At 69.2% G+C, this 18,349-nt stretch carries 18 protein-coding genes and 3 pseudogenes; 13 read left to right on the forward strand and 8 right to left on the reverse strand.

Features of this window, described 5'->3' with window-relative positions; genetic code table 11:
* Positions 1-688: 688 nt before the first annotated feature.
* Together ACZ4WZ_RS33290 and ACZ4WZ_RS33295 are read left to right on the forward strand one after the other, a co-directional pair.
* Positions 689-1,438, forward strand: coding sequence for a hypothetical protein (locus ACZ4WZ_RS33290; RefSeq protein ID WP_467896768.1), 750 nt, complete (start codon positions 689-691; stop codon positions 1,436-1,438).
* A 213-nt stretch (positions 1,439-1,651) separates the two neighbouring features.
* Positions 1,652-1,939, forward strand: coding sequence for an HNH endonuclease (locus tag ACZ4WZ_RS33295; protein WP_467896770.1), 288 nt, complete (start codon positions 1,652-1,654; stop codon positions 1,937-1,939).
* Between the two features lie 220 nt (positions 1,940-2,159).
* Here the strand turns inward: ACZ4WZ_RS33295 and ACZ4WZ_RS33300 are convergent, their stop codons facing one another.
* Entirely contained in the window at positions 2,160-2,558 is a 399-nt protein-coding gene (locus ACZ4WZ_RS33300; RefSeq protein ID WP_467896771.1) for a hypothetical protein, read from the reverse strand.
* Between the two features lie 397 nt (positions 2,559-2,955).
* Positions 2,956-3,906 carry a TIGR03620 family F420-dependent LLM class oxidoreductase gene (locus tag ACZ4WZ_RS33305; RefSeq protein ID WP_467896773.1) on the reverse strand — a complete coding sequence of 317 codons (951 nt, stop codon included), beginning with the start codon at positions 3,904-3,906 and terminating at the stop codon, positions 2,956-2,958.
* A gap of 108 nt (positions 3,907-4,014) precedes the next feature.
* Between ACZ4WZ_RS33305 and ACZ4WZ_RS33310 the strand changes: the two genes are divergently transcribed.
* From ACZ4WZ_RS33310 to ACZ4WZ_RS33320, 3 genes and pseudogenes are all read left to right on the forward strand, one after another.
* A complete protein-coding gene (locus tag ACZ4WZ_RS33310; RefSeq protein ID WP_467896775.1) occupies positions 4,015-4,602 on the forward strand; it encodes a TetR/AcrR family transcriptional regulator in 588 nt (195 codons plus the stop codon).
* 363 nt (positions 4,603-4,965) lie between these two features.
* Entirely contained in the window at positions 4,966-5,322 is a 357-nt protein-coding gene (locus ACZ4WZ_RS33315; protein ID WP_467896798.1) for a VOC family protein, read from the forward strand.
* A 344-nt stretch (positions 5,323-5,666) separates the two neighbouring features.
* Positions 5,667-6,507 (forward strand): annotated as a pseudogene (locus ACZ4WZ_RS33320) (transposase); the annotation flags it as partial.
* 721 nt (positions 6,508-7,228) lie between these two features.
* Here the strand turns inward: ACZ4WZ_RS33320 and ACZ4WZ_RS33325 are convergent.
* Positions 7,229-8,524, reverse strand: coding sequence for a tetratricopeptide repeat protein (locus ACZ4WZ_RS33325; protein WP_467896777.1), 1,296 nt, complete (start codon positions 8,522-8,524; stop codon positions 7,229-7,231).
* A 48-nt stretch (positions 8,525-8,572) separates the two neighbouring features.
* Positions 8,573-9,235, reverse strand: a complete 663-nt coding sequence (locus ACZ4WZ_RS33330; RefSeq protein WP_467896779.1) for an SEL1-like repeat protein — start codon at positions 9,233-9,235, stop codon at positions 8,573-8,575.
* Positions 9,236-9,340: 105 nt separating this feature from the next.
* Here ACZ4WZ_RS33330 and ACZ4WZ_RS33335 point away from each other — a divergent pair, with 105 nt between their 5' ends.
* The gene (locus ACZ4WZ_RS33335) at positions 9,341-9,487 is read left to right on the forward strand and encodes a hypothetical protein (RefSeq protein ID WP_467896781.1); all 147 of its coding nucleotides are present in this window, start codon (positions 9,341-9,343) and stop codon (positions 9,485-9,487) included.
* A 35-nt stretch (positions 9,488-9,522) separates the two neighbouring features.
* On the opposite strand, the pseudogene ACZ4WZ_RS33340 reads toward ACZ4WZ_RS33335, so the two are convergent.
* Together ACZ4WZ_RS33340 and ACZ4WZ_RS33345 are read right to left on the reverse strand one after the other, a co-directional pair.
* A pseudogene (locus tag ACZ4WZ_RS33340) lies at positions 9,523-9,900 on the reverse strand (ankyrin repeat domain-containing protein); the annotation flags it as partial.
* Positions 9,901-9,915: 15 nt separating this feature from the next.
* Complete coding sequence (locus tag ACZ4WZ_RS33345) at positions 9,916-10,500, reverse strand: HalD/BesD family halogenase (protein ID WP_467896800.1); 585 nt, start codon at positions 10,498-10,500, stop codon at positions 9,916-9,918.
* 294 nt (positions 10,501-10,794) lie between these two features.
* On the opposite strand from ACZ4WZ_RS33345, the gene ACZ4WZ_RS33350 reads away from it, so the two are divergent.
* The 7 genes from ACZ4WZ_RS33350 to ACZ4WZ_RS33380 all read left to right on the forward strand — a co-directional run bounded on the left by ACZ4WZ_RS33350 (position 10,795) and on the right by ACZ4WZ_RS33380 (position 16,205).
* Positions 10,795-11,004 (forward strand): hypothetical protein, encoded by a 210-nt coding sequence (locus tag ACZ4WZ_RS33350; protein ID WP_467896783.1) that lies wholly within the window; start codon positions 10,795-10,797, stop codon positions 11,002-11,004.
* 103 nt (positions 11,005-11,107) lie between these two features.
* Positions 11,108-11,644, forward strand: a complete 537-nt coding sequence (locus ACZ4WZ_RS33355; protein ID WP_467896785.1) for an SRPBCC family protein — start codon at positions 11,108-11,110, stop codon at positions 11,642-11,644.
* A 495-nt stretch (positions 11,645-12,139) separates the two neighbouring features.
* Positions 12,140-12,283, forward strand: a complete 144-nt coding sequence (locus ACZ4WZ_RS33360; RefSeq protein WP_467896787.1) for a hypothetical protein — start codon at positions 12,140-12,142, stop codon at positions 12,281-12,283.
* 141 nt (positions 12,284-12,424) lie between these two features.
* On the forward strand, positions 12,425-13,063 hold the full coding sequence (locus tag ACZ4WZ_RS33365; RefSeq protein ID WP_467896789.1) for a TMEM175 family protein: 639 nt from the start codon (positions 12,425-12,427) through the stop codon (positions 13,061-13,063).
* A 280-nt stretch (positions 13,064-13,343) separates the two neighbouring features.
* A complete protein-coding gene (locus tag ACZ4WZ_RS33370; RefSeq protein WP_467896791.1) occupies positions 13,344-14,567 on the forward strand; it encodes an alpha/beta hydrolase family protein in 1,224 nt (407 codons plus the stop codon).
* An 840-nt stretch (positions 14,568-15,407) separates the two neighbouring features.
* Positions 15,408-15,605, forward strand: a complete 198-nt coding sequence (locus tag ACZ4WZ_RS33375; protein WP_467896793.1) for a serine protease inhibitor — start codon at positions 15,408-15,410, stop codon at positions 15,603-15,605.
* A gap of 123 nt (positions 15,606-15,728) precedes the next feature.
* Positions 15,729-16,205, forward strand: a complete 477-nt coding sequence (locus ACZ4WZ_RS33380) for a hypothetical protein (RefSeq protein WP_467896795.1) — start codon at positions 15,729-15,731, stop codon at positions 16,203-16,205.
* Positions 16,206-16,371: 166 nt separating this feature from the next.
* Here the strand turns inward: ACZ4WZ_RS33380 and ACZ4WZ_RS33385 are convergent.
* Both ACZ4WZ_RS33385 and ACZ4WZ_RS33390 read right to left on the reverse strand, forming a co-directional pair.
* A pseudogene (locus ACZ4WZ_RS33385) lies at positions 16,372-17,413 on the reverse strand (transposase); the annotation flags it as partial.
* A 58-nt stretch (positions 17,414-17,471) separates the two neighbouring features.
* Positions 17,472-17,909, reverse strand: a complete 438-nt coding sequence (locus tag ACZ4WZ_RS33390) for a hypothetical protein (protein ID WP_467896797.1) — start codon at positions 17,907-17,909, stop codon at positions 17,472-17,474.
* Positions 17,910-18,349 lie beyond the last annotated feature (440 nt).

Below are 18,349 nucleotides of genomic sequence, written 5' to 3' on the forward strand. Positions count from 1 at the left end.
CCTACGGCCTTGGGCCACCGTCCGCACCTTGCGGATCTCGAACTCCATCGCACCCCTTGAGCTGGGGTGTTGCGACGACTCCTAGAACCCAAGTCTGCGTGGCGGGCGGGGCCTCATCCTCGGCTACGCCGAGCGGCTCCCAGGCTCCGGGCCGCCGCCTCTCCACTCCACGAAGCTGGGATCGGTGAGGCCCACGTCCTCGGCATCCTCCATGCCGGCAGCCGTCCCCGCCCCCGCCCACCCGCGTGCAGTTCGGCCTCCTCGATCGGCGCGGGCGCATCGCCAAGCAGCCACCCGCCGGAGACCACGATCTACGGCTGGAGTACGAGGCCCGTACTTCGCGGGTCGGTGATTCATAAGGCGTGACCGGGCCGGAGGCGTGTTGATCCCCGGCCCCTGCGGCCACGGTCTGTGCGTCAGCGTTTTGAAGTGCGGCTGTCGCTGTTGCTGCGCCGGCTGAAGCCACCTCCTTGGCCGACTCGACACCAACATCGGACAAATCCGCTGGCCACAGACCTGACGCTAAGAGCCTTGGCTGGCGGCCTGAGCATCACAGAGACCCCACGCGGCCTGCGCGAACCCCCGACGTCTCCAGGAGACCCAGTCCGCTTGTGTGATGGGATATCCATCAGCGCTCGCAGAGGGCAGGGATACATCGGAGCAATGAACAAGGGAAGGGGAGGGGGCTATGACGAGCGGGCACCAGACTCACGGGGCGGCCTCCGGCCCGCAGGCGTTGCAGACGCGCGCCCTGACCCGTGAGGCCGGGTGGGCACGGCAGCTCCTGGCCGCCGGGGAGTGGCGCCCTGCCGCAGCCGATTCCGAAGCAGCAGCGCGCGTCTTGGCCCGCCTCGTGGCCCCGCTTCCGGCCCGGCGGGCAGCGGGCACACGGACGCTGGCCACGGACCGGGACCGGCGCCTCCAACGCATCCTGCGCACCACCATCCACCACCTCGACGCCGACGTCGTCAGCCCCCCTGCAGCCGCCCTCCTTGCCGCCGTCGCCCGCGCCTTCCTGCCTTGGCACGCCGCCCCGAATCCACCGCGTGCAGCGGCGGCCCCGAGATACGGCACTCCGGTGGGGGTGGCGGACGGCCTGGCCACGCCGCCGACAGAGGCAGGCGAGGCCCTGCTCCCTGACCTGATCACACTGTTCGCCGCGCTGGCCTCGGCGACCCCGCCCGGGAGTGTCCCGCTCACGCCCCCGGTCAAGCCCTGGGAGATCCGCTACGCGGGCCGCTTCCGCCGTTACGGCCGACCCGCTTTCGGGGTGTGGACGGCCGAGACCGTCGGCTGCCCGGCGTGCGGAGGCAAGAGCGGCCCGTGGACGGTGGCCTGCGACTGGTGCCAAATCTCGCTGGGCTGCCCGTGCGGTGTGGTGACCCAGGAGCATGGCCTCGCCTTCTCCGAAGTCTGGCTTCTCCTACCGGATACGTGACCAGGGATCGAGCCCGCCCTACCCGTAGGGGGTTCGACTTCCTCGGTTTCACCGTCCGCCGAACGGGCGGCAAGCTGATCAACAAGCCGAGCACAGCGGCTTGCGCGAGGCTCCGGGGCGATTACGGACCGAGGCGAAGGCCCTCCACAAGTCGAGGTACTGGGTCGTGGACCAGTACTTCAGAAGGTTCCACGGTCCCGGCGTGACCGGTGGGTGTTCGGCGACCGCGACAGCGGTGCCTTCCTCATCAAGTTCGCCTGGACCGGGTATCGTCCGGGGCTCTGTTCTCTCTGCAAGCAGGCCTTGATCGTCGGTGCCGAGTACGAACCGGACAGCCCACGCGAGTGGATCAACTGGTTCGCGGCCTCGAGGAAGATGCTCCACAAGCATCACTTCACCTACCGGCGGGACGGCGGCACGGACGAGCGGACCAATCTTCGCCCCGTGCACTCCGAATGCCGTCGCCAGCACCACGCCGGCGACGGCAAACGGCCCACCTAACCCTGCTGACCTGCGAAGCCCATGGGGTTTGCTTGAGCCGGATGCGGTGAAAGTCGCACGCCGGGTTCTGAGGGGGCCGGGTCACGGCAACGTGATCCGGCTACCCGACCACAGGACCTGATGCGGCGACCTGTGAAGCGGAGCCAGGTGCGATCCTGCAGGGATGAACCATCTCGGCGACGCGAAACTCCACACCTGGACGCTGCGATTCATGGCCCTCCTAGCAGCCGACATCCAGGATCAACTTGCCTGGCTGGGCGAGCGTGAGCTGGAGACGAAGGACGTTGTTGAAGAAGTGGAGCTCCTCTGCCGCGTCTCCGAAGGACTCGCGGAACGCCGAGCCTTCGAGCCCGAGAATCTGCGCGATCTTCGCGCGATAGGCAGTCGCCTCGGTGAAATCGATACCGCTTGCCGCGTCGGACTCTGGTGCAACGCCCTGACCGCAGACTCGGCGTGGGACGACGTACGTTCCCTTGCCCGTCAGTTCCTCATCACGAGGCTGGGTCACTGGCATCAGCCACTGCCACGTCCCGTGCGCCCACACACGGGCGACCACTGAGCCGTCAAAGCCGCCTGTGACGGCGATGAGCAGGCGTACCGGTGGCTCGCGGTGCGCCACGCACCCGATCACATCCACCTCGTGGCGACCCTCGCCCGGGTGGACGGCCGGCAGCCGAGGCTGCGCGGGGACATCCTCGCGATGCACGCCGCCGCCAGCCAGTTCGAGGCCCGCTGGGGCTGACGCCGATGTCGCCGCAGGACCGCACCGCGGTGCGCCGACCGTCGACGGGGGAGTTGGCGAAAGCCGACCAGCGCGGCCTGCTGGAGACCGCCCGCCAGTCCCTTCAGCGCACCGTCCGCACCGCGGCCGCGCTCGCCGGGGACGACACCGACTTCCTCGACCGGCGGCGCGACGCCGGACTTCGCGTACGCGAGCGCCGCGACGGCCTGGCGGGCCCGTACGACCCGCGCCGGGGTGACTCGGTTGGCGGGTTCGCTGTCTTCCGTGTCCGGTGTCAGGTTGTTCGATGCGAGACGGCCACCTGGGCACGGCGGGGCAGCAGTACGGAGGCGAGCTCGCGCCATTCCCGCCGTGGCAGACTGGCCGGCGTGGCGGTCAGTACTTGCAGACAGACGTGGCTGGCTCCCGCCTGGAAGTGTTGCTGCACGCGTCGGCGGATCGCTTCCGTGTCTCCGTAGGCGACGATCGCGTCCACCAGTCTGCGACTCGGACCGCCCACGACGTCCTCGTCCCCGAACCCGAGCCGGCGTACGTTCGCCTCCTGGTGCGGTGCCATGGCCAGGTATCCGGCGACATGCGCCGTGGCCACCTCCCGGGCTCGGCCGAGGTCGTTGTCGAGCACGACGGCCTGCTCGACCGCGAGGAAGGCGTTCGGCCCCATGATGCGGCGCGCCCGAACGGTGTGCTCGACGGGTACGAAGTAGGTGTGGGCGCCCCAAGTCCGTTCGGCGGCCAGTTCCAGCATCTTCGGCCCCAGGGCTGCCAGCAGGCGGCGCGGGGCCGGGGCCGGTACCGGGTTGTGGGCGGATGAGGCGTCCATGGCTTTGAGGTAGGAGCGCATGGTGGTCACCGCTCCGCTGCGGGCCGGTACAGGGAGGCCGTCCACTGTGTGGGCGATGTCGGCGACGCGGTGTCCGCCCAGGCCGAGGACGTAGCGTCCGGGGAACGCCTCACCAAGCGTGCGTGCTGCCGCGGCAGTGGCGATCGGTTCCCGGAAGGCGATGTTGGCGATGCCCGATGCGACGGTGAGGCGGCGGGTTGCCGACAGCAGCAGCCATGCCTGGCCTACCGTGTCGCGGCCGAATGCCTCTCCGTACCAGAGGGCTCCGTATCCCAACTCCTCGATTTCCGCAGCCGATTCCCGCACGCGTCCGGCGGGCTGCTCGTCGAAGGCGAAGGTCCAGATCCCGACCCGGCCGGGCTCTAACGATGAGCCGTCCGTCATAGGTACTCCTGTGGCAGTCGTTCCGGAGAGGTTCTCCGGTTGTAGTCCGCTACGATACGGAGAACTTCTCCGCTTTGCCATCCCGGAGGGCACTCGAAGGGCAGGACGATGACAACCGGACGCGACCGGGCCGCTCACAAGGCGAGACGCACGGACGCGCTCCTCAATCGGGAGCGCCTGGTAGCCGCCGCACACGAAGTGTTCACCGAAGCCGGCCCCGAGGCGTCCCTCAACGAGATCGCCCGGCGCGCCGGCGTGGGCCCGGGGACCCTGTACCGGCATTTCCCGAACCGCCAGGCCCTGCTGAACGCAGTACTCGGAGACCGCATTCAGGCCTTGTGCGAGCACGCGGAAGGACTTCGCGCCACCGACTCCGTCGACAGCGCCCTGGCCCAATGGCTGGGCGCCTTCCTGGCCCATGCCCGCGCCAACCACGGCATGGGCAGCGCGCTGATGGTCAACGAACCCGGAACCCCGGCCCTGGACTGCCATCAGCTGATCCTGAACGCGACAGCCGGTCTGCTCACCCGGGCGCAGGAGCACGGCACCGCTCGTCCCGACCTGGCCGCCGACGACCTGATCCGGCTCATCACCGGAATCGCACTGTCCACGGCCCGCGACGAAGACGCCCAGCCGGCGCACCGCCTCCTGGCTCTCGTCCTTGACGCCGTGTACGCAGTACCACGCCAAAGCTGATGGGCGTCGTGTGGTGTGCACTGGGTGTGCGGCCGCACCGCCGCGGGAACCGGCCTGTGCGCCACCTGCTGCGACCACGTGCCGGACCACCTGCAGCCGCTGCTCTCAGTCCTGACCGACGCCACCAACCCCTACCCGGTCAGTCTTGAACGGCGGCTGGGCAGCGGAGCCGGTCAGGACAGTGATGGAAGGGGACGCCGACCCGCCCGGGTCGGGCCGCTGTGCCTACTTGCGGACGGTCTTGCTTGCCGTCGCCGACGTCGTGGCCTGGCAGGCCATTTCGTGAAACCGGCCGCGGCGGGCGCCTTAGGGTGTGCATCGGGAAAGTCTGTTGATCGGCTCGGAGGTGTCAGGCCCTTGCAGATGAAGTTGACTGCGATAACCCTCGATTGCCCTGATCCACTGGCCCTGGCGGCGTTCTATCAGCAGGCCACCGGCCTTGAACCGCACCCGAAGTCGGACGCCGACTTTGCCGGTCTCAACCGTGAGGACGGGCTCCTCATCGGGTTTCAACGGGTCGACGGCTACCGGGCGCCGAGCTGGCCTGTCCAAACCGTTCCCCAGCAACTTCACCTTTGCTTCGACGTCGTGGACCTGGACGAAGCGGAGGCCCGGTTGCTGGAGTTGGGCGCAGGCAAGTCGGATCACCAGCCACATGAGGACAGGTGGCGGGTCCTCACCGATCCGGCTGGGCACCCCTTCTGCATCGTCAGGAGCTGACTGGGGCCAAGAGGGTCTCGATGCGTACGGCGCGCACGGCGCAGCTCCACAGAAGTTGAGCCGGAACCGATTCCCGTGGACAAGGCCATCAGGGGGCGAAGACGCCCGAGGCTGGGCAGGCGGGGGACCGCGGGTGTGACCGGAGGTGGGCCCCCGAAGCCGGTGATCTTCCATTCGTGCAGTTCAGAGGCCCTGGGCAAGCCCCCATCGGAAAACGACACCTCTCATTCGTTAGTAATGAGAGGTTCTGGATCTCTGATGGGCCTGGGGCGGTGTTGTCCACCTGGGGTAGGACGTGTGTGGTCGGGTCGGTGCCGTGGTGCCCCCTACGACACCTCAGACCGGCTTGCCGCTACCGCGACCGGCACGGCGTCAGCCGCAAGAAGTCAGACCCCGGTGACGCCCTGGTCCTGGCGGACATCATCCGCACCGACGCGCCGGTGCACCGCTCGCTGCCCGCCGCATCCTTGCCGTTGCGCCCACGCCTGCCCTGGCGGCCAAGCTGCAGATGTGGAAGCTGACCGGCATGCTCCGGCTGACCGGCCGCCGCCGGGGCATCGAAGGAGACGCCGAACGAATCCAGCAGCTGTTCCGCCAGGAGGCCCCGCGGCAGCTGCCTCTCGTCGAGGACGTCTCGTCGAGGACGCCATGGGCAAGCAGGCGCTGGGCCCTGCTGCTGCAGCCGGACGCGGCCTGCGCGGCGGTCGATGACCTGGCACCGGCCACCGAGGAGGCCTTTCGGTCACACCCGGGCGCGGCGATCATGCTGAGCTTTCCCGGGATCGGTTCCCCAGGCCGGTGCCCGCATTCTGGGCGAGATCGGCGACGACCGGAGCCGGTTCGCCACGGCTGGAGGGCTGAAGGCTTACGCTGGCTCGGCTCTGATCACGAGGGCTTCCGGCAAACACCGCTACGTCGGGTGCCCACAACCGGCTCAACCACGTCGGCCACCTGTGGGCCTTCGCCTCCCTGAGCGGTTCGTCCGGCGCGGAGGCCCACTACTGGCGCCGCCGGGCAGGAAAGGACTGGCACGTGCAGGCTCTGCGGCACCTGTTCAACCAGATGCTCGGCCAGCTCCACCACTGCCTCCAACTCCGAGTACCACTGGCTGCGACCATGCTCACGGACCAGCTGAAGAGATACGACGAGACGGTCCAGGGGTTTAGTGCCGCCTATGAGCAGTAGCGGCGACCAAGGTCCACTTGCCCCGTTAGCCGTACGAGGTGTCTTTCCACGCGATAGCCGAGGGAAGAGGTGTCCTGCGAGGCCCGGGTCCGGCGGGGGACTGACCCGGTGCCACGTAGTGCAGCGCGTCGTCGCGAGAGCGGCGTTGCAGCGTGCTGTTGCACCCTTTCCGGGATCCTCGCTGCCCAGGTCCCGCAGGGCGGTCCTGGCCCGGTGTAGACGCTCGGTTCGCCGGCGTCCGTACGGCCGCCCGGATGTGTGAGCTGCTGAACGTGGAAGTGGTCAGCGAGTGGACACCGTTCTGCGCGCGCTCTGCTTGCTGCGAGGACAGGGCCCCGACCGTCTCCGTTGGGCCGAACCGGAGGACCGTTTCCGTTCGCATGACCCGTCCACGTGCCGGCAGTACCTGCGCCGCCTCTGGAATGACGCCGTCGACGGAATCGATTCCGGAGAGGCCGTACCGCCCTCGCCGGGAATGCCGGCCCCCGAAGTACCGGCCCCGCGCCCTGCAGATGACCCCTGGGTGATGGGCGTCGTGAGCGGGTAGCCCGAGGCCCGCTGGGTCACCGCCGGGGAGTTCACCGGACTGCGCCCCACGTTCGCCGGCGGCCGTCCCTTCTTCGACGATGTGCTGCCGACGCGGGGAATCAGGTTCCCGAGGGAGCCTGTTCAGAACTGACTCCCCGCCGCGCCGGCCACTCCGCTCCGGCTACTTCGCCGCTCAGTGTTCGTGCGTCACCTGAGCCAGCAGCTCACGGATCTCCCGCAGGCTTATCCGCGTACCGGGGTCGGAGTCCCGCTCCTCGATCTGCGCGAAGTGCAGTTCGGCCGTAGCCAGGTCGCCGCGGCGCCGGGCCAGTCGGCCGGCGAGGCGGTGGCCGGCGAGGTGGCCCGGGTACTCGGCGAGGATGTCCGCGACGAGTGGCGCGGCCTCCTCGTCGCGCTCCGCCTCGACGAGCAGCTCGGCCAGCTCGGGACGGGGATCGACGCGCCGTTCGAGCGGTCCGCGCGGTGGGTCGAAGTCGCCGGAGCGCTCCACCGCGCGGCGTAGCCACTGTTCGGCCTCCGCGGTGCGTCCGAGCCGGCGCAGCGCCCTGCCGAGGTGGTACGCCGCCTCGGGGATGTCGTTCTCCCACGCCTTCACGAGCCACCGCTCGGCCTCGGCGTACCGCCCCCAGCGCACCATGCTGCGACCGGCCAGGAACGCGGGCCGCGCCAGACCGCCCTCGGCGGCGCGCACATACCAGCGCTCCGCGAACTGCGGGTCCCCGCCCCGCTCTTCGGAGGTCCAGCCGACGCCCCAGGCTGCCCTCGCGTGACCGAGCTCCGCGGCCTTCAGCGTCCAGATGCCGGCGGCCCGCTCGTTCTTCGCGTGGGTGTGGATCCCGGCGATGCTGTACGCGGCCCCCGCGTCCCCGGCCTCGGCGGCCCGCTCGAAGTACGGCACGAGCAGGGTCTCGTCGGCCTGGCTGTCCTGCAGCATGCGGCCGAGCTCGAGCAGCGCGCGCGGAGTGCCGGCCTTTCGGTACCAGTCGGCGGCGTCGGGCAGCCGGTAGAGGCGGTCGAGTGCATCGGCGTGCGCGAAGCACTCCTCGGGACCGCCGGACTCCGCGGCCGCCCGCAACTCGGGCAGGAGCGCCGAGAGTTCGGGGTCGGGCAGCCGGGCGGGGTCGGCGCGAATCGCCGCGATCTCCTCGAGCTGCTTGACGAACATCTTGGGCAGGCCGCCGTACTGATCGTTCTCGTCCTCGTCCTCGGTGTCGCCGGTGAGACGCAGCCATCGCTCAGCCTCGTCCAGCCGCCGCTGCATGATGCCGATCAGACCGAGGTAGAAGCGGGCGTAGTCGTGACCGTCGGGTGCTGCGGCCGCCGTCTCGAACCAATGCTCGGCCGTGCGCTGGTCACCGCGCTCGAAGGCCCAGACACCCAGGACGTAGGCCGCGCCCGCGTAGCCGAGCTCGTGCGCCCGTACGGCCAGGGCGCGTGCCTCCTCGATCCGGTCGCTGTCGCGGGCCACCAGGATGGCCTGCTCGACCAGGGCCTGGTGCGAGCCGACCGCCGCGGCTCACGCGTAGAGAGCCTCCGCCGCGCGGATCGTGCTCGGGTAGTACGTGAACATGCCCGCGTACTCCGGGTCCCGCAGCGGACTCAGCGCCTCGAACGCGGCCTCGGCGTCCCCGTCAGCCTCCGCCCGCGTGAGCCGCTCCTCCCAGAGCTCAAGGTCGTCGACGATGTTCTCGATCACCTGACGGGCCGAGGCCGCCTTGCGGTCACCCAGTTCGGCCGCCTCGTCCAGCTGCGCCTGTGCTTCGGCGAAGGCACCGTGGCGGGCGGCCTTGAGCACCGCGCCGTTGGTGAGGCTCTGGACGTGGCCGAGTGCGGCTCCCCGCGCGTACCACTCCTGTGCTCCGTCCTGGTCGCCGGACTCCTTCAGGAGTGTGGCGAGCCCGAAGGCGCAGCCGCCGTCACGGTCGGCAGCGCTGCGGTACCAGCGCTCGGCTTCGGCGAACTCCCAGCGGTCCTTGTGGCAGATCGCGAGCGTGCGCGCCGCATCTGCGTCCCCGTGCTCGGCGGCCTTGGCCCACCAGGGCAGGGCCTGGTCCATCCGGCCGCTCTTGCCGAGGAATGTGGCGTAGGCGCGGCACGCGCCGTCCTGTCCGGCCTCGGCAGCGGCCGCCAACTCGGCTTCCTCGTCGCGTATGTGCTCATGCGTTTCCCCGTGTGTCATTCCGTGATCGTGTCAGGCGGCCACGGCCGGTGCGGATACGGGGGGTGCCGGGGTGGAAGGACACGTTCCACCTCAACGCGAAGCGCCCCTCCGCCGCCTGCGAGGATGCTGCTCGCGCAGCCGCTGCCGATGCCCCGCGGCCGGATCCCGGACGCGACGGGGATGGACGCCTTCACCACCGCGTACAGGGCAGCCAAGGAGCAGCGGTCCGTGTTCGTCGCCGTCGAGCGCCAGGCCCGCGGTGGACGGTGAAGACCGACGCGCTCACGCACCGCACGGGTGTGGTGTCACTTTCCGTGGAAGAGCTCCAGCAGGTCCTGCCGGCTGAACACGGTCGCAGCTTCGACGGCTGATGGTGTTCCCGCCTCAGGGTCCACACCATGATCCAGCAGAGTCCGGACGACTTCGTCGTGACCCTTGAACACCGCTTCGGCCAGAGGGGTCTGGCCCTTGCCGTTGGCCCGGTCCGCATCCGCCCCACGCTGCAGAAGCGCAGTCACGGGTTCGTTGTGACCGTGAGAGGCAGCCGCCGCGATCAGTGACTCGCCAGAGTCATTGGTCAGGGTGGCAGGCACACCAGCGTCCACATGGGAGGCGAGAGTGGCGGTGTCCCCCTGCCGTGCCGGATCGAAGACCTTGGCGGCGAGCTGCTCAACTTCTGGGTCAAGCCGGCCGCTGGTTCACGTTCGGATGGGGCAGGCCCTGCTGAGCGTACCGAGGGCCTCAGTCGTAGAGGAGGGAGGCGGACGGTGCGGTCGCTGCGCAGGAGGTATCCGTCGCCGGGCCGGTGGCGCGCGCCGGGTGCCGGGGGCGTCGAGGGCGCCGAGGTCCCTGCGTTCGGGGTGGAATTCCAGCAGTCCTCCGTCGGCGGGGTGCGGCGGGGCCTCGAGGAAGAGGACGAGCGCGAGCGGGTAGTCGTCGGTGTGCGCTCCGTGGGTGTCGCCGGGGCGGTGCAGGACGTTCAGGACGTGCCGCTCGACGGGGTCGTGCACGGTGACGACGGCCTCGCCCAGCAGGCAGGAGAGCAGCAGCGCCAGCTCCTGGGCCACGCAGAGGCGGGTGATGAGCGGTGAGGCGTCGGCGATCCGGTGCCCGCCGAGCGTGGTCATGTGCCGAGGGCTGTCGGCCATGCACTCCATGCGGAAGTCCCGCCGTACCGCGTCGGCCTCCAGTCGGCGCGCTTCCGCGCAGAGCGTCGCGAGCCCGTCGGGGTTGATGAGCCCGGGCAGGGCGACGTAGCCGTTAATGGAGAACCGTCGGCGCAGCGACTCCCTCCGCGGAACAAACCCGCCTCATCCCTGACTGCTCAGCATCATCCCGCACCCGAAACCGCGGCGCACCCGCTCTCAACTGCGCGCAGCACCAGTCAGCCCCCGGGCCTCAGTGGAGGGTTCCGCCGCCCGGGCCCGAGGGGCCGTCTGGCTCCGTGAGGCTTGAAGTAGCTCAATCGATGATTTCGCGCGTGGCTGGGCGGCAGCACGAGGGCCGTAGCCCGCCATGAGCGCCGGCTCGAGGCCGGCCCCGCCCCGCTGAGCCCCGCCGTACGCGTCTTCGCGGACGTGCTGGCGGCCCGTCGGGAGAATGCCGAGCGGCTCGGGCTGCGACCCACTCAGCTCAAGACCATCGAGATCCGCCTCGAAACCGTCCGGGACCTGGCACTCCACCTCCACGCGAAGGGCCACACCACCTGGGCAGGCGTGAACGCCGGCGACCTTGAAGCGTTCCTGGCCGGAACCCGGCTCGCCGGGCTTCCTGGCTGGCGGGGCTGAGGCAGTTCTTTGCCCACGCCCACGGGACCGGCCTGGTGCTCCATGACCCCGCCGCGGCCATGGAGGCCCCGCAGCCACGCGACTTCAGCGGTTCCACCCTCACGTGAGGGGAGGACGCACGGGCGTCTACAACGTGCACGAGCGTCTGCTGGATGCAGTCGAGGGGGAGGTCGGCGCACTGATCGGCACCCTGGCGAGCGGGGACGTCGACCGGTTGTGGCCCGGCCGCCTCTGGGCGCCTATGGAGTTCGACCGGCCGCTGGGTCCCGGTGCGGTGGGCGGTCACTGGCCGGTGCGGTACACCGTTGCCGGGTACGTGCCGGGGCGCTGGATCCGCTTCGAGTTCACCGGCCCGCGGGGCTTCGACGGCTTCCACGAGCTGGCCGTACTGGCGGCCGGCCAGGAACGCACCCGGCTGCACTACACGCTGGCCATGTCCACCAGCGGTCCAGCCCGGATGACCTGGCCGCTGGCCTTCCGCCCGATGCATGACGCCCTCATTGAGGACGCCTCCGACCGCGCCGAGCTCGCCTGCACGGGCACGGTGTCCCGCCCGGCCCGCTGGTCGCCGTACGTCCGCTTCCTGCACGCCCTGGCCTCCCGCGGCGTCCGCCGGACAGAACCCGGCGCCGGCGCCTAAGCCGCCGACACCCCCTCGCCCGTCGTGGGGGCGTCGGCGGCGGCCGTGTCCGGCCGACCTCGTCACGGGTTGTGGCGTTGTCCGGGTCTGTGCAGCAATGCGGACATGCTGACTCTCGGCCTGCGATACCGGGGCTGGTTGTGCTGGTTGGTTGAGTACTGCGCAGTTTCACTGATCCACGACACTGTCGCGGATCAGTGAAACTGCGCAGTCGTCATGCTTCTGACCTGGGGTTGTGCAGGTTGGTCGAGCGGCTTGGTCCTGCGGTGGCTCACTGAATCTACGTAGTGTCTGGGTGCGGCAGCCGTCTGACCTGGGGTGTTTTGTGGCCTGGCTGTGGTGGCTCAGGTTGGTTGAGCAGTGCGCAGTTTCAGTGATCCTCGGTATGTGGCGTGCTCTCGGGGGCGGGGTTTTCGTCGAGCTAGGTAGTGGGGAATGGGGCTGTATCACGTGCGCCCTGGGCTGGGCGGTCCACCCGCCTGGTCGGAATCCCGCATGCTGTTCGCGGGCACCCCGGCGGCCGTCCTCGAAGCCACGGGCACGACCACGACGGCCGTCCTCGGCCTGGACGCGGAACTTCACACGTCCCCCACCCCCGCATCCCCTTCCCGGCCCACCTGGCACCGCGCGGCCCGCTGACACGCCCACGCCAAGAATCCGTGGGGGCAATGCGACACGTGGCCGTCGAACCGTGCGTACCGCTGCCCCGTACCACACGTGGATATCGAAATATTCCGGGATATTCCGGCCTATGGTGGCGTGGTGAACGGTGATCAGGGAATGCGAGACGACGAGGGGAGCGCGGCCCGGGTCCTCGCGCTGTCGGACGGTGTCTTCGCCATCGCGATGACGCTGCTGGCACTGGACATCAAACTGCCCGCCGGGCTCGACCTGGCCGGTTTCGAGGAGGCGCTGCAGGAGGTGGTTCCCAACCTGTGGGCGTACGCCCTCAGTTTCGTGGTCATCGCAGCGTTCTGGCGGGGCCACCATCAGGTCTTCCGGTACGTGCGGGAGGTGGACGGGACGGTCGTCAAGCTCGGGCTGCTGAACCTGGGGCTCATCGCCCTGATGCCCTTTCCCACCACCCTGCTGGCCGAGTACGGGGACCAGCCGCAGTCGGTGGCCATCTACTCCGGCGCCGCCGCGGCCATTGGGGCAGCACAGCTCGCGCTGACGCTCGTGCTGTGGAAGCGCCCGTGGCTGAGCAGCCGGGCGATGTCCGATCCTGTGGCACGCAACGATGTCCTCGACCTGGCGTCGATGGTGCTGGTCTTCGCTGTCGCCGTGCCGCTCGCCTTCGTCTCCCCGATGGGCGCGCAGCTGTGGTGGGCGGTGCTGGTCCCGGTGAAGGTGGTGCTGGGCCGGCGGGGCAAGCGCGTGCGTGCGGCCGACCCACCGTCCAGCGCCCCGGGCGGCTGAGGCGTCCAGGCGCGGTGTGAAGCGCCATTCGGGGGAACGACGGGTGTCGCGCACGCGGGGGTCGCGGGTGCGGCTCGTACGTTCGGCTCCCATGACGTACGTACCGAGTCATCGCGCGGCCAGCCCCACCCGTCGCACCACGCTTGCCGGGCTCGTCGGCGGGGCGGGTGCCGTGCTGGCCGCCGGGTGCGCGCCGTCGGGCGCCTCGCCCGCGAACGCGCCGGCACGGGCCCCCTCGGAGTCGCCCTCAGCCGCCGCGGGCGGGCCCACACCCGGGGTGATGACCCTCTTCAAGGACCCCGTCTTCAACTTCAGCGGGCTCCTGGCACTCGGTGGAGCCGGTTTCGGCGCCGCCGAGGTGGGCGAGGTACTCACCGCCGTGAACACGATCAACAAGGCGGGCCTCTCTGCGCAGACGTACACCGAGACCTTCAGGAAACTCGGCGATCAGGTCGTCAAGCCGCCCCAGGGCGGCAAGCCCGGCGGGGAGACCACGCGCTTCCGTGCCCTGCGGGCCGCGCAGTACTACGGCCAGGCACTGTTCTTCGTCCTAGGCTCCGACGACCCGGGCAGCGAGGAACAGCTGTACAAGGCAGGGCGCAAGGCCTGGGACACGTTCTGCAGGCTGTGCGACCCGGCGCCGGTGACGGCGAACGTCCCGTACCTCAAGACGCCGCTGCCGGTGAGGTTCTTCCGCCCGGACACCTCGGGCGAGCGGCGCCCGACCGTGATTCTCACCAACGGCAGCGACGGGCAGGACGTCGACATGTGGACCTACGGCGTCTCGGCCGCCCTGGCGCGCGGCTGGAACGCCTTGGTGTACGACGGGCCGGGCCAGGGGCAGCTGCTGTTCGTCGATCAAGTGGTTTTCACGCCGCGTTGGGAGACCGTCGTGACCCCGCTGGTCGACTGGCTCCTCGCCCGCCCGGACGTGGACCCGGACAAGATCGCCCTGACCGGGCTGAGCATGGGCGGGAACCTGGCGCCCCGGGCCGCGGCGTTTGAGAGCAGGATCGCCGCCCTGGTGGCGATGCCCGGCTGCCTGTCGCCGTGGCTCGGCTTTCCTCCGGAGCTCCGGAAGATCGTCACGCCGGACAAGGAGGAGACCAACGCCATCTGGAACAAGGAGGTCGTCCCCGAGCTGCCCCCGGACACGGCGGCGACGCTGAAGAAGCGCGTCGAGCCTTTCTCCGTACCGGCGATGCTCGACGCCCGCAGGGGAAAGATGTTCACCGATTTCTGGACTCCCGCGACACTCATCGCGTCGATGGATATCACGAGCGTCGTCGGTCGCATCACGATGCCCACGCTGGTTCTGGACTACGACGACGAGCAGTTCTATCCCGGCCAGCCGCGCCAGCTGTTCGACGAACTGACGGCTCCCAAGGACTACGTGAAACTCACCGCGGCCACGGGCGCACAGCTGCACTGCTCTCCGATGTCCCCGCAGCAGCACTGCGAGGTCGTCTTCGATTGGCTGCAGGAGAAGCTGCCCGCCCGCTGACGCAAGAACTGGACGGTGAGGTGGCGTTGATGGCCGCGAACGCGGCCTGGAGGGCCAGGGCATTACAACGAGGCGCTGGAGCCGAACGATGTCGATGTCGTCATCGAGCACGGTACGGACAAGCGCTGGCTTGGCGAGTCGCTTCATGCCTCGATCAATGGGCGTGACTCGTACGTGGGGATGCGGCAGGCCCTGAGGGGCCGCACCCGGGGGATCTCCTTCCAGTTCCGTGGCAGCAGCAGTCTGCAGGATGAGGGCTTCTAGCTTCCCCATGCGGTGGAGCATGGCCGAGGAGGCTTCGGCCTATGCGGCGGCCGGGGCGGAGTCGATGGGGTTGATCTGTCTCGACGTGCAGGTCGAACCGGATCAGGCGATGAGCGGAGTGTTCAGGCGGCGGTACCCGGAGGCGGCACCAGCCAGAGCTCGGCCGGTCGTCGCCGGTTAGTGAAACTGAGCAGTCGTCAAGGCTCTGACCTGGGGGTGGTGCAGTTTGGGTGAGCGGTTTTGGTGATGGGTCGGCTCACTGAATCTGCGCAGCACCGGGGTTAGTTGGTCTTGTGACCTGCGGTGTTCGTCGGCCTGACGCCGCTGCACAGGTTGGTTGAGTGCTACGCAGATTCACTGATCCGCGACAACAATGTGTCACCGTCCAGTGGATCTAGCAGGGGATGTTCTTTCCAGACTCTAGCTGCAGTGAAGATTGAAACATCCTCTCCCGCATGGAGCGTGCAAGGCCGCGACTCCGTGGAGAGGGGCCCGTCCCTGGTGGAGCGCAGCGGAACCAGTGGTGGCCTGTAGCGTCGACCGTGACCCGAATCGATCACCACCCTGGAGGGGACGATGGACGCGAAGAGCGTGTGGCCGGAGCTGATGGGCCAGCCGGCGGAGGAGGCCCGCGAGCAGATCCGGGCGGAGTTTCCGGAGATTGCGGTGCATGTGGTGCCCGAGGGCAGCATGGTGACGATGGACTTCAACGAGCGGCGGGTGAGGCTCTTCGTGAAGGACGACAAGGTGGTTAGGGAACCCAGGCGCGGATAGCCTTTGCCGCCAGCCCGGCCTGTGGAGCAGGCCTGAGGTTTTGGAGGCTGCGCTGGCGTCAGGCGGGTGTCGTGAGTATCCGTACTCAGGACTTCGGCGAGTGGTGCTGCGAGCCTCGGGTGTATGAGCAGGATCTACGGGGTTTTGGCGGGTAGCGCGGTTGCGGGTGCGGTCACGGGCTGGATGGCCAGGGTTTTGTGGCTGTGGGCGATTGCGGAGGAGGAGCGTAGTTGCGCGGACAGTGTGACGTTGTGTTTCTCCCTCTACCCGCTTGCTGGGATCGGGTTGTGGGTGTTTCTGGCCGTGCCGGTGCTCCTGCTGGTCCTGTGGTTGCTGGACGTGCGGCCGTTGAAAGCGACGGTCACCGCGTCGTTGGTGCTGCAGTGGTTCATCATCGCGGTTCTCGCGGGCGTTTCGCGGCGGGATCTTCCTGAGTCCGTGGTTTTGAATGTGGGAGTGATGGCAGTGGGCCCGGCACTGGTCGCGCTCTGTGGGGATCCGGCGCGGCGCAGAGTGGGGCTGGCCACCGTGGGGATACTGGTGATGATGGGTCTCTCCCTGGTCTGGTTCTCCATCCACGTGAGCGGATACTTTCTCTAACTTCGATCTTTCGTGACGGTCCGTCGGATTATCCGGCGGGCCGTTTCGGTGTCGTGGCTGGTTGCGGGTGCGGTGAGGGCCCGGCTGTCGCGTCGGGTGGGCGCCGGGTTCCATGATTTCCGGCGGGGTGATCAGGCTTGTTGGGGGCGGGTGACGCTGCTGGTCGGCCGGGGTTCGGGAGAGCCGCGAGTCGCTGGACCGCGTTGGTGATCACGTCGGTCCAGGGTCAGTGACGTCCGAACCGAAGGTGCCGGCGGCGGGCGATGGTGACAATCTGGGCGGCGTCGGAGAACAGTCGCGGCCGTAAGCGGCGGGGCTCCCAGAGGCGGGGTTTGCCGGTCAGGGCGAGCATCGGAAGCCAGGCCAGCGGGTCGAGGGCGAGCTGGATCTCCAGCCAGATCTGGTTCTGCGCGGTGTCGTGCTGGGGCAGGTTCCGCAGACCGGTGGCCCGTGCGGCCCGGATGCGGTCCTCGGCCCTCGCGCGCTGACGGTGCCGCAGCTCGAGGTCGGTGATCTTCCCGTCTGCCGTGTTCGTGGCGAAGGCGGTGAGCCGCAGCCTGTCGGCGTCGGTGAAGCGCACCTGCGCGCCGGGATGAGGTCGTTTCTTGCGGACGATCAGCCGCATCCCCTTCGGCCAGCCCTTGAGGACGTCGCTGTCGAGCTCGGCGGTCCACGCGCCGTCGCGGGTCTCGCCGCCCGGTTCGGCGGCGGGCGTCCAGACGGAGGCGGGGACCTTCTGGACAGCCTGGTAAATCTGCTCGGTGATGGTCATTCCACGATCACGTGGCCGTCTCTATCCGGCGCCTCGTTCCGGGCCAGCTTCCATACGTACTCGCGGGCATCGGCCCGAGCGGTGCGGATCGCGTCCAGGGCCTTCGGCCCGGCAGCGGCGAGGTTGTCGACCAGACGGGAGACGGTCGGGTCGGAGGCCACCGGCCCGAACACGGCAGGCTCGGCTCGTAGCGCATGCCGACATCGGCCAGACAGTCTCCGCCCAGCGCGGCCGCAAGCGCCACATCCAGCAGGATCTTGCCCGGATCGTGCACCGCCCGAGGGCGCCGCCAGGGCACGAGCGCCGCCGATAGCGCGGTATCCAGGCCACTCTTGCGGGCGGTCTCGACCAGCAGCACACCCCCGGCCTGGGAGACCACCCCGTGACCGCCACTCTCGATACGGACACGCGGGTACGACGCGCTGCGCTTCCTCACCTGGAGAGTGCCTTTCGTTGGGGCGGACAGGACCCTAGACAAGCCCTACCTTCCCAGTTCAGAGGCCTCTCCGGTGATCTGACCGGCGGTTGGACATCAGCTCGCACGTGTCACAGGACCCAGGTAGTTCCAGGAAAGTGTCGCCTTCGATCAGCCGCGGTCGCCGGGAGTGCCACCGCGCATCGTCCGCCTGGCCGTGCAGCGGCACGGTGGCCAGTTGGAAGCGGGCATCCAGGGCGTCGAGCTCCGCTTGCCGTGCGGCCCGAATCCTGTCGGTGAGCACGGGCCATGCCTCCGCCAGCCAGCGGCGGCAACGAAGTATGTTCGCGTACTCCCAGACGAGTTCGGAGTCGAAGCCCTCTTCGACATCCTTCACCAATGCCTCCCACGCCTCCATCATGGCGTTGAGCGTCACCATCCCGTACCGCGCCGCCAAGCCTCGGCTTGCCCGGTGCACCGACTCGTAGTCATCTGCGCTGAGCACCTCCATGTCCATGGGCACAGCCTGCCAGCTGTGACACGCCGGATGGATGCGTCACTCAACAGGTGAAAGCACCGTGGCCAAGATGACGACCGGGCCAAGAGGCAACAGCCCGAGCCTTCTCACCGAAGACCGGCCGAAGCCCCCGCCTCCCCGTTGCTGGCCACCCGCGGAGCGGGCTGGTCCTGGAGGCGGAGCGGGAAGGACCAGGGTGGGGGAGCGAAGCGGATCCACCCAACGGGCCGAAGGCCCGGACCCCGTGAAACGGGGTCACCCAGGCCTGCGAAGCAGGCCGTTCGGGGTGGAGCGAAGCGGAACCCCGAACGGTCCGGAGCGCAGCGCAGGACACCGGCCCGAAGGGCCGGCCCTGGGGGGGGGGAGAGCCCCCCCCCCCAGAGAAACGAAAAGGTTTGTTGGTACAACCCCGCGAGCCGTTGGGACCCCTCCCTCGGAAA

The organism is Streptomyces sp. NPDC029122 (assembly GCF_055569445.1).

Excerpts from the sequence above, each read along its gene's own strand:
- ACZ4WZ_RS33290 (WP_467896768.1), top strand. The coding sequence starts at position 689 with ATGACGAGCGGGCACCAGACTCACGGGGCGGCCTCCGGCCCGCAGGCG.
- ACZ4WZ_RS33305 (WP_467896773.1), bottom strand. The coding sequence starts at position 3,906 with ATGACGGACGGCTCATCGTTAGAGCCCGGCCGGGTCGGGATCTGGACC.
- ACZ4WZ_RS33310 (WP_467896775.1), top strand. The coding sequence starts at position 4,015 with ATGACAACCGGACGCGACCGGGCCGCTCACAAGGCGAGACGCACGGAC.
- ACZ4WZ_RS33315 (WP_467896798.1), top strand. The coding sequence starts at position 4,966 with ATGAAGTTGACTGCGATAACCCTCGATTGCCCTGATCCACTGGCCCTG.
- ACZ4WZ_RS33330 (WP_467896779.1), bottom strand. The coding sequence starts at position 9,235 with ATGACACACGGGGAAACGCATGAGCACATACGCGACGAGGAAGCCGAG.
- ACZ4WZ_RS33335 (WP_467896781.1), top strand. The coding sequence starts at position 9,341 with ATGCTGCTCGCGCAGCCGCTGCCGATGCCCCGCGGCCGGATCCCGGAC.
- ACZ4WZ_RS33360 (WP_467896787.1), top strand. The coding sequence starts at position 12,140 with ATGCTGTTCGCGGGCACCCCGGCGGCCGTCCTCGAAGCCACGGGCACG.
- ACZ4WZ_RS33365 (WP_467896789.1), top strand. The coding sequence starts at position 12,425 with ATGCGAGACGACGAGGGGAGCGCGGCCCGGGTCCTCGCGCTGTCGGAC.
- ACZ4WZ_RS33370 (WP_467896791.1), top strand. The coding sequence starts at position 13,344 with ATGACCCTCTTCAAGGACCCCGTCTTCAACTTCAGCGGGCTCCTGGCA.
- ACZ4WZ_RS33375 (WP_467896793.1), top strand. The coding sequence starts at position 15,408 with ATGGACGCGAAGAGCGTGTGGCCGGAGCTGATGGGCCAGCCGGCGGAG.
- ACZ4WZ_RS33380 (WP_467896795.1), top strand. The coding sequence starts at position 15,729 with ATGAGCAGGATCTACGGGGTTTTGGCGGGTAGCGCGGTTGCGGGTGCG.
- ACZ4WZ_RS33390 (WP_467896797.1), bottom strand. The coding sequence starts at position 17,909 with ATGGACATGGAGGTGCTCAGCGCAGATGACTACGAGTCGGTGCACCGG.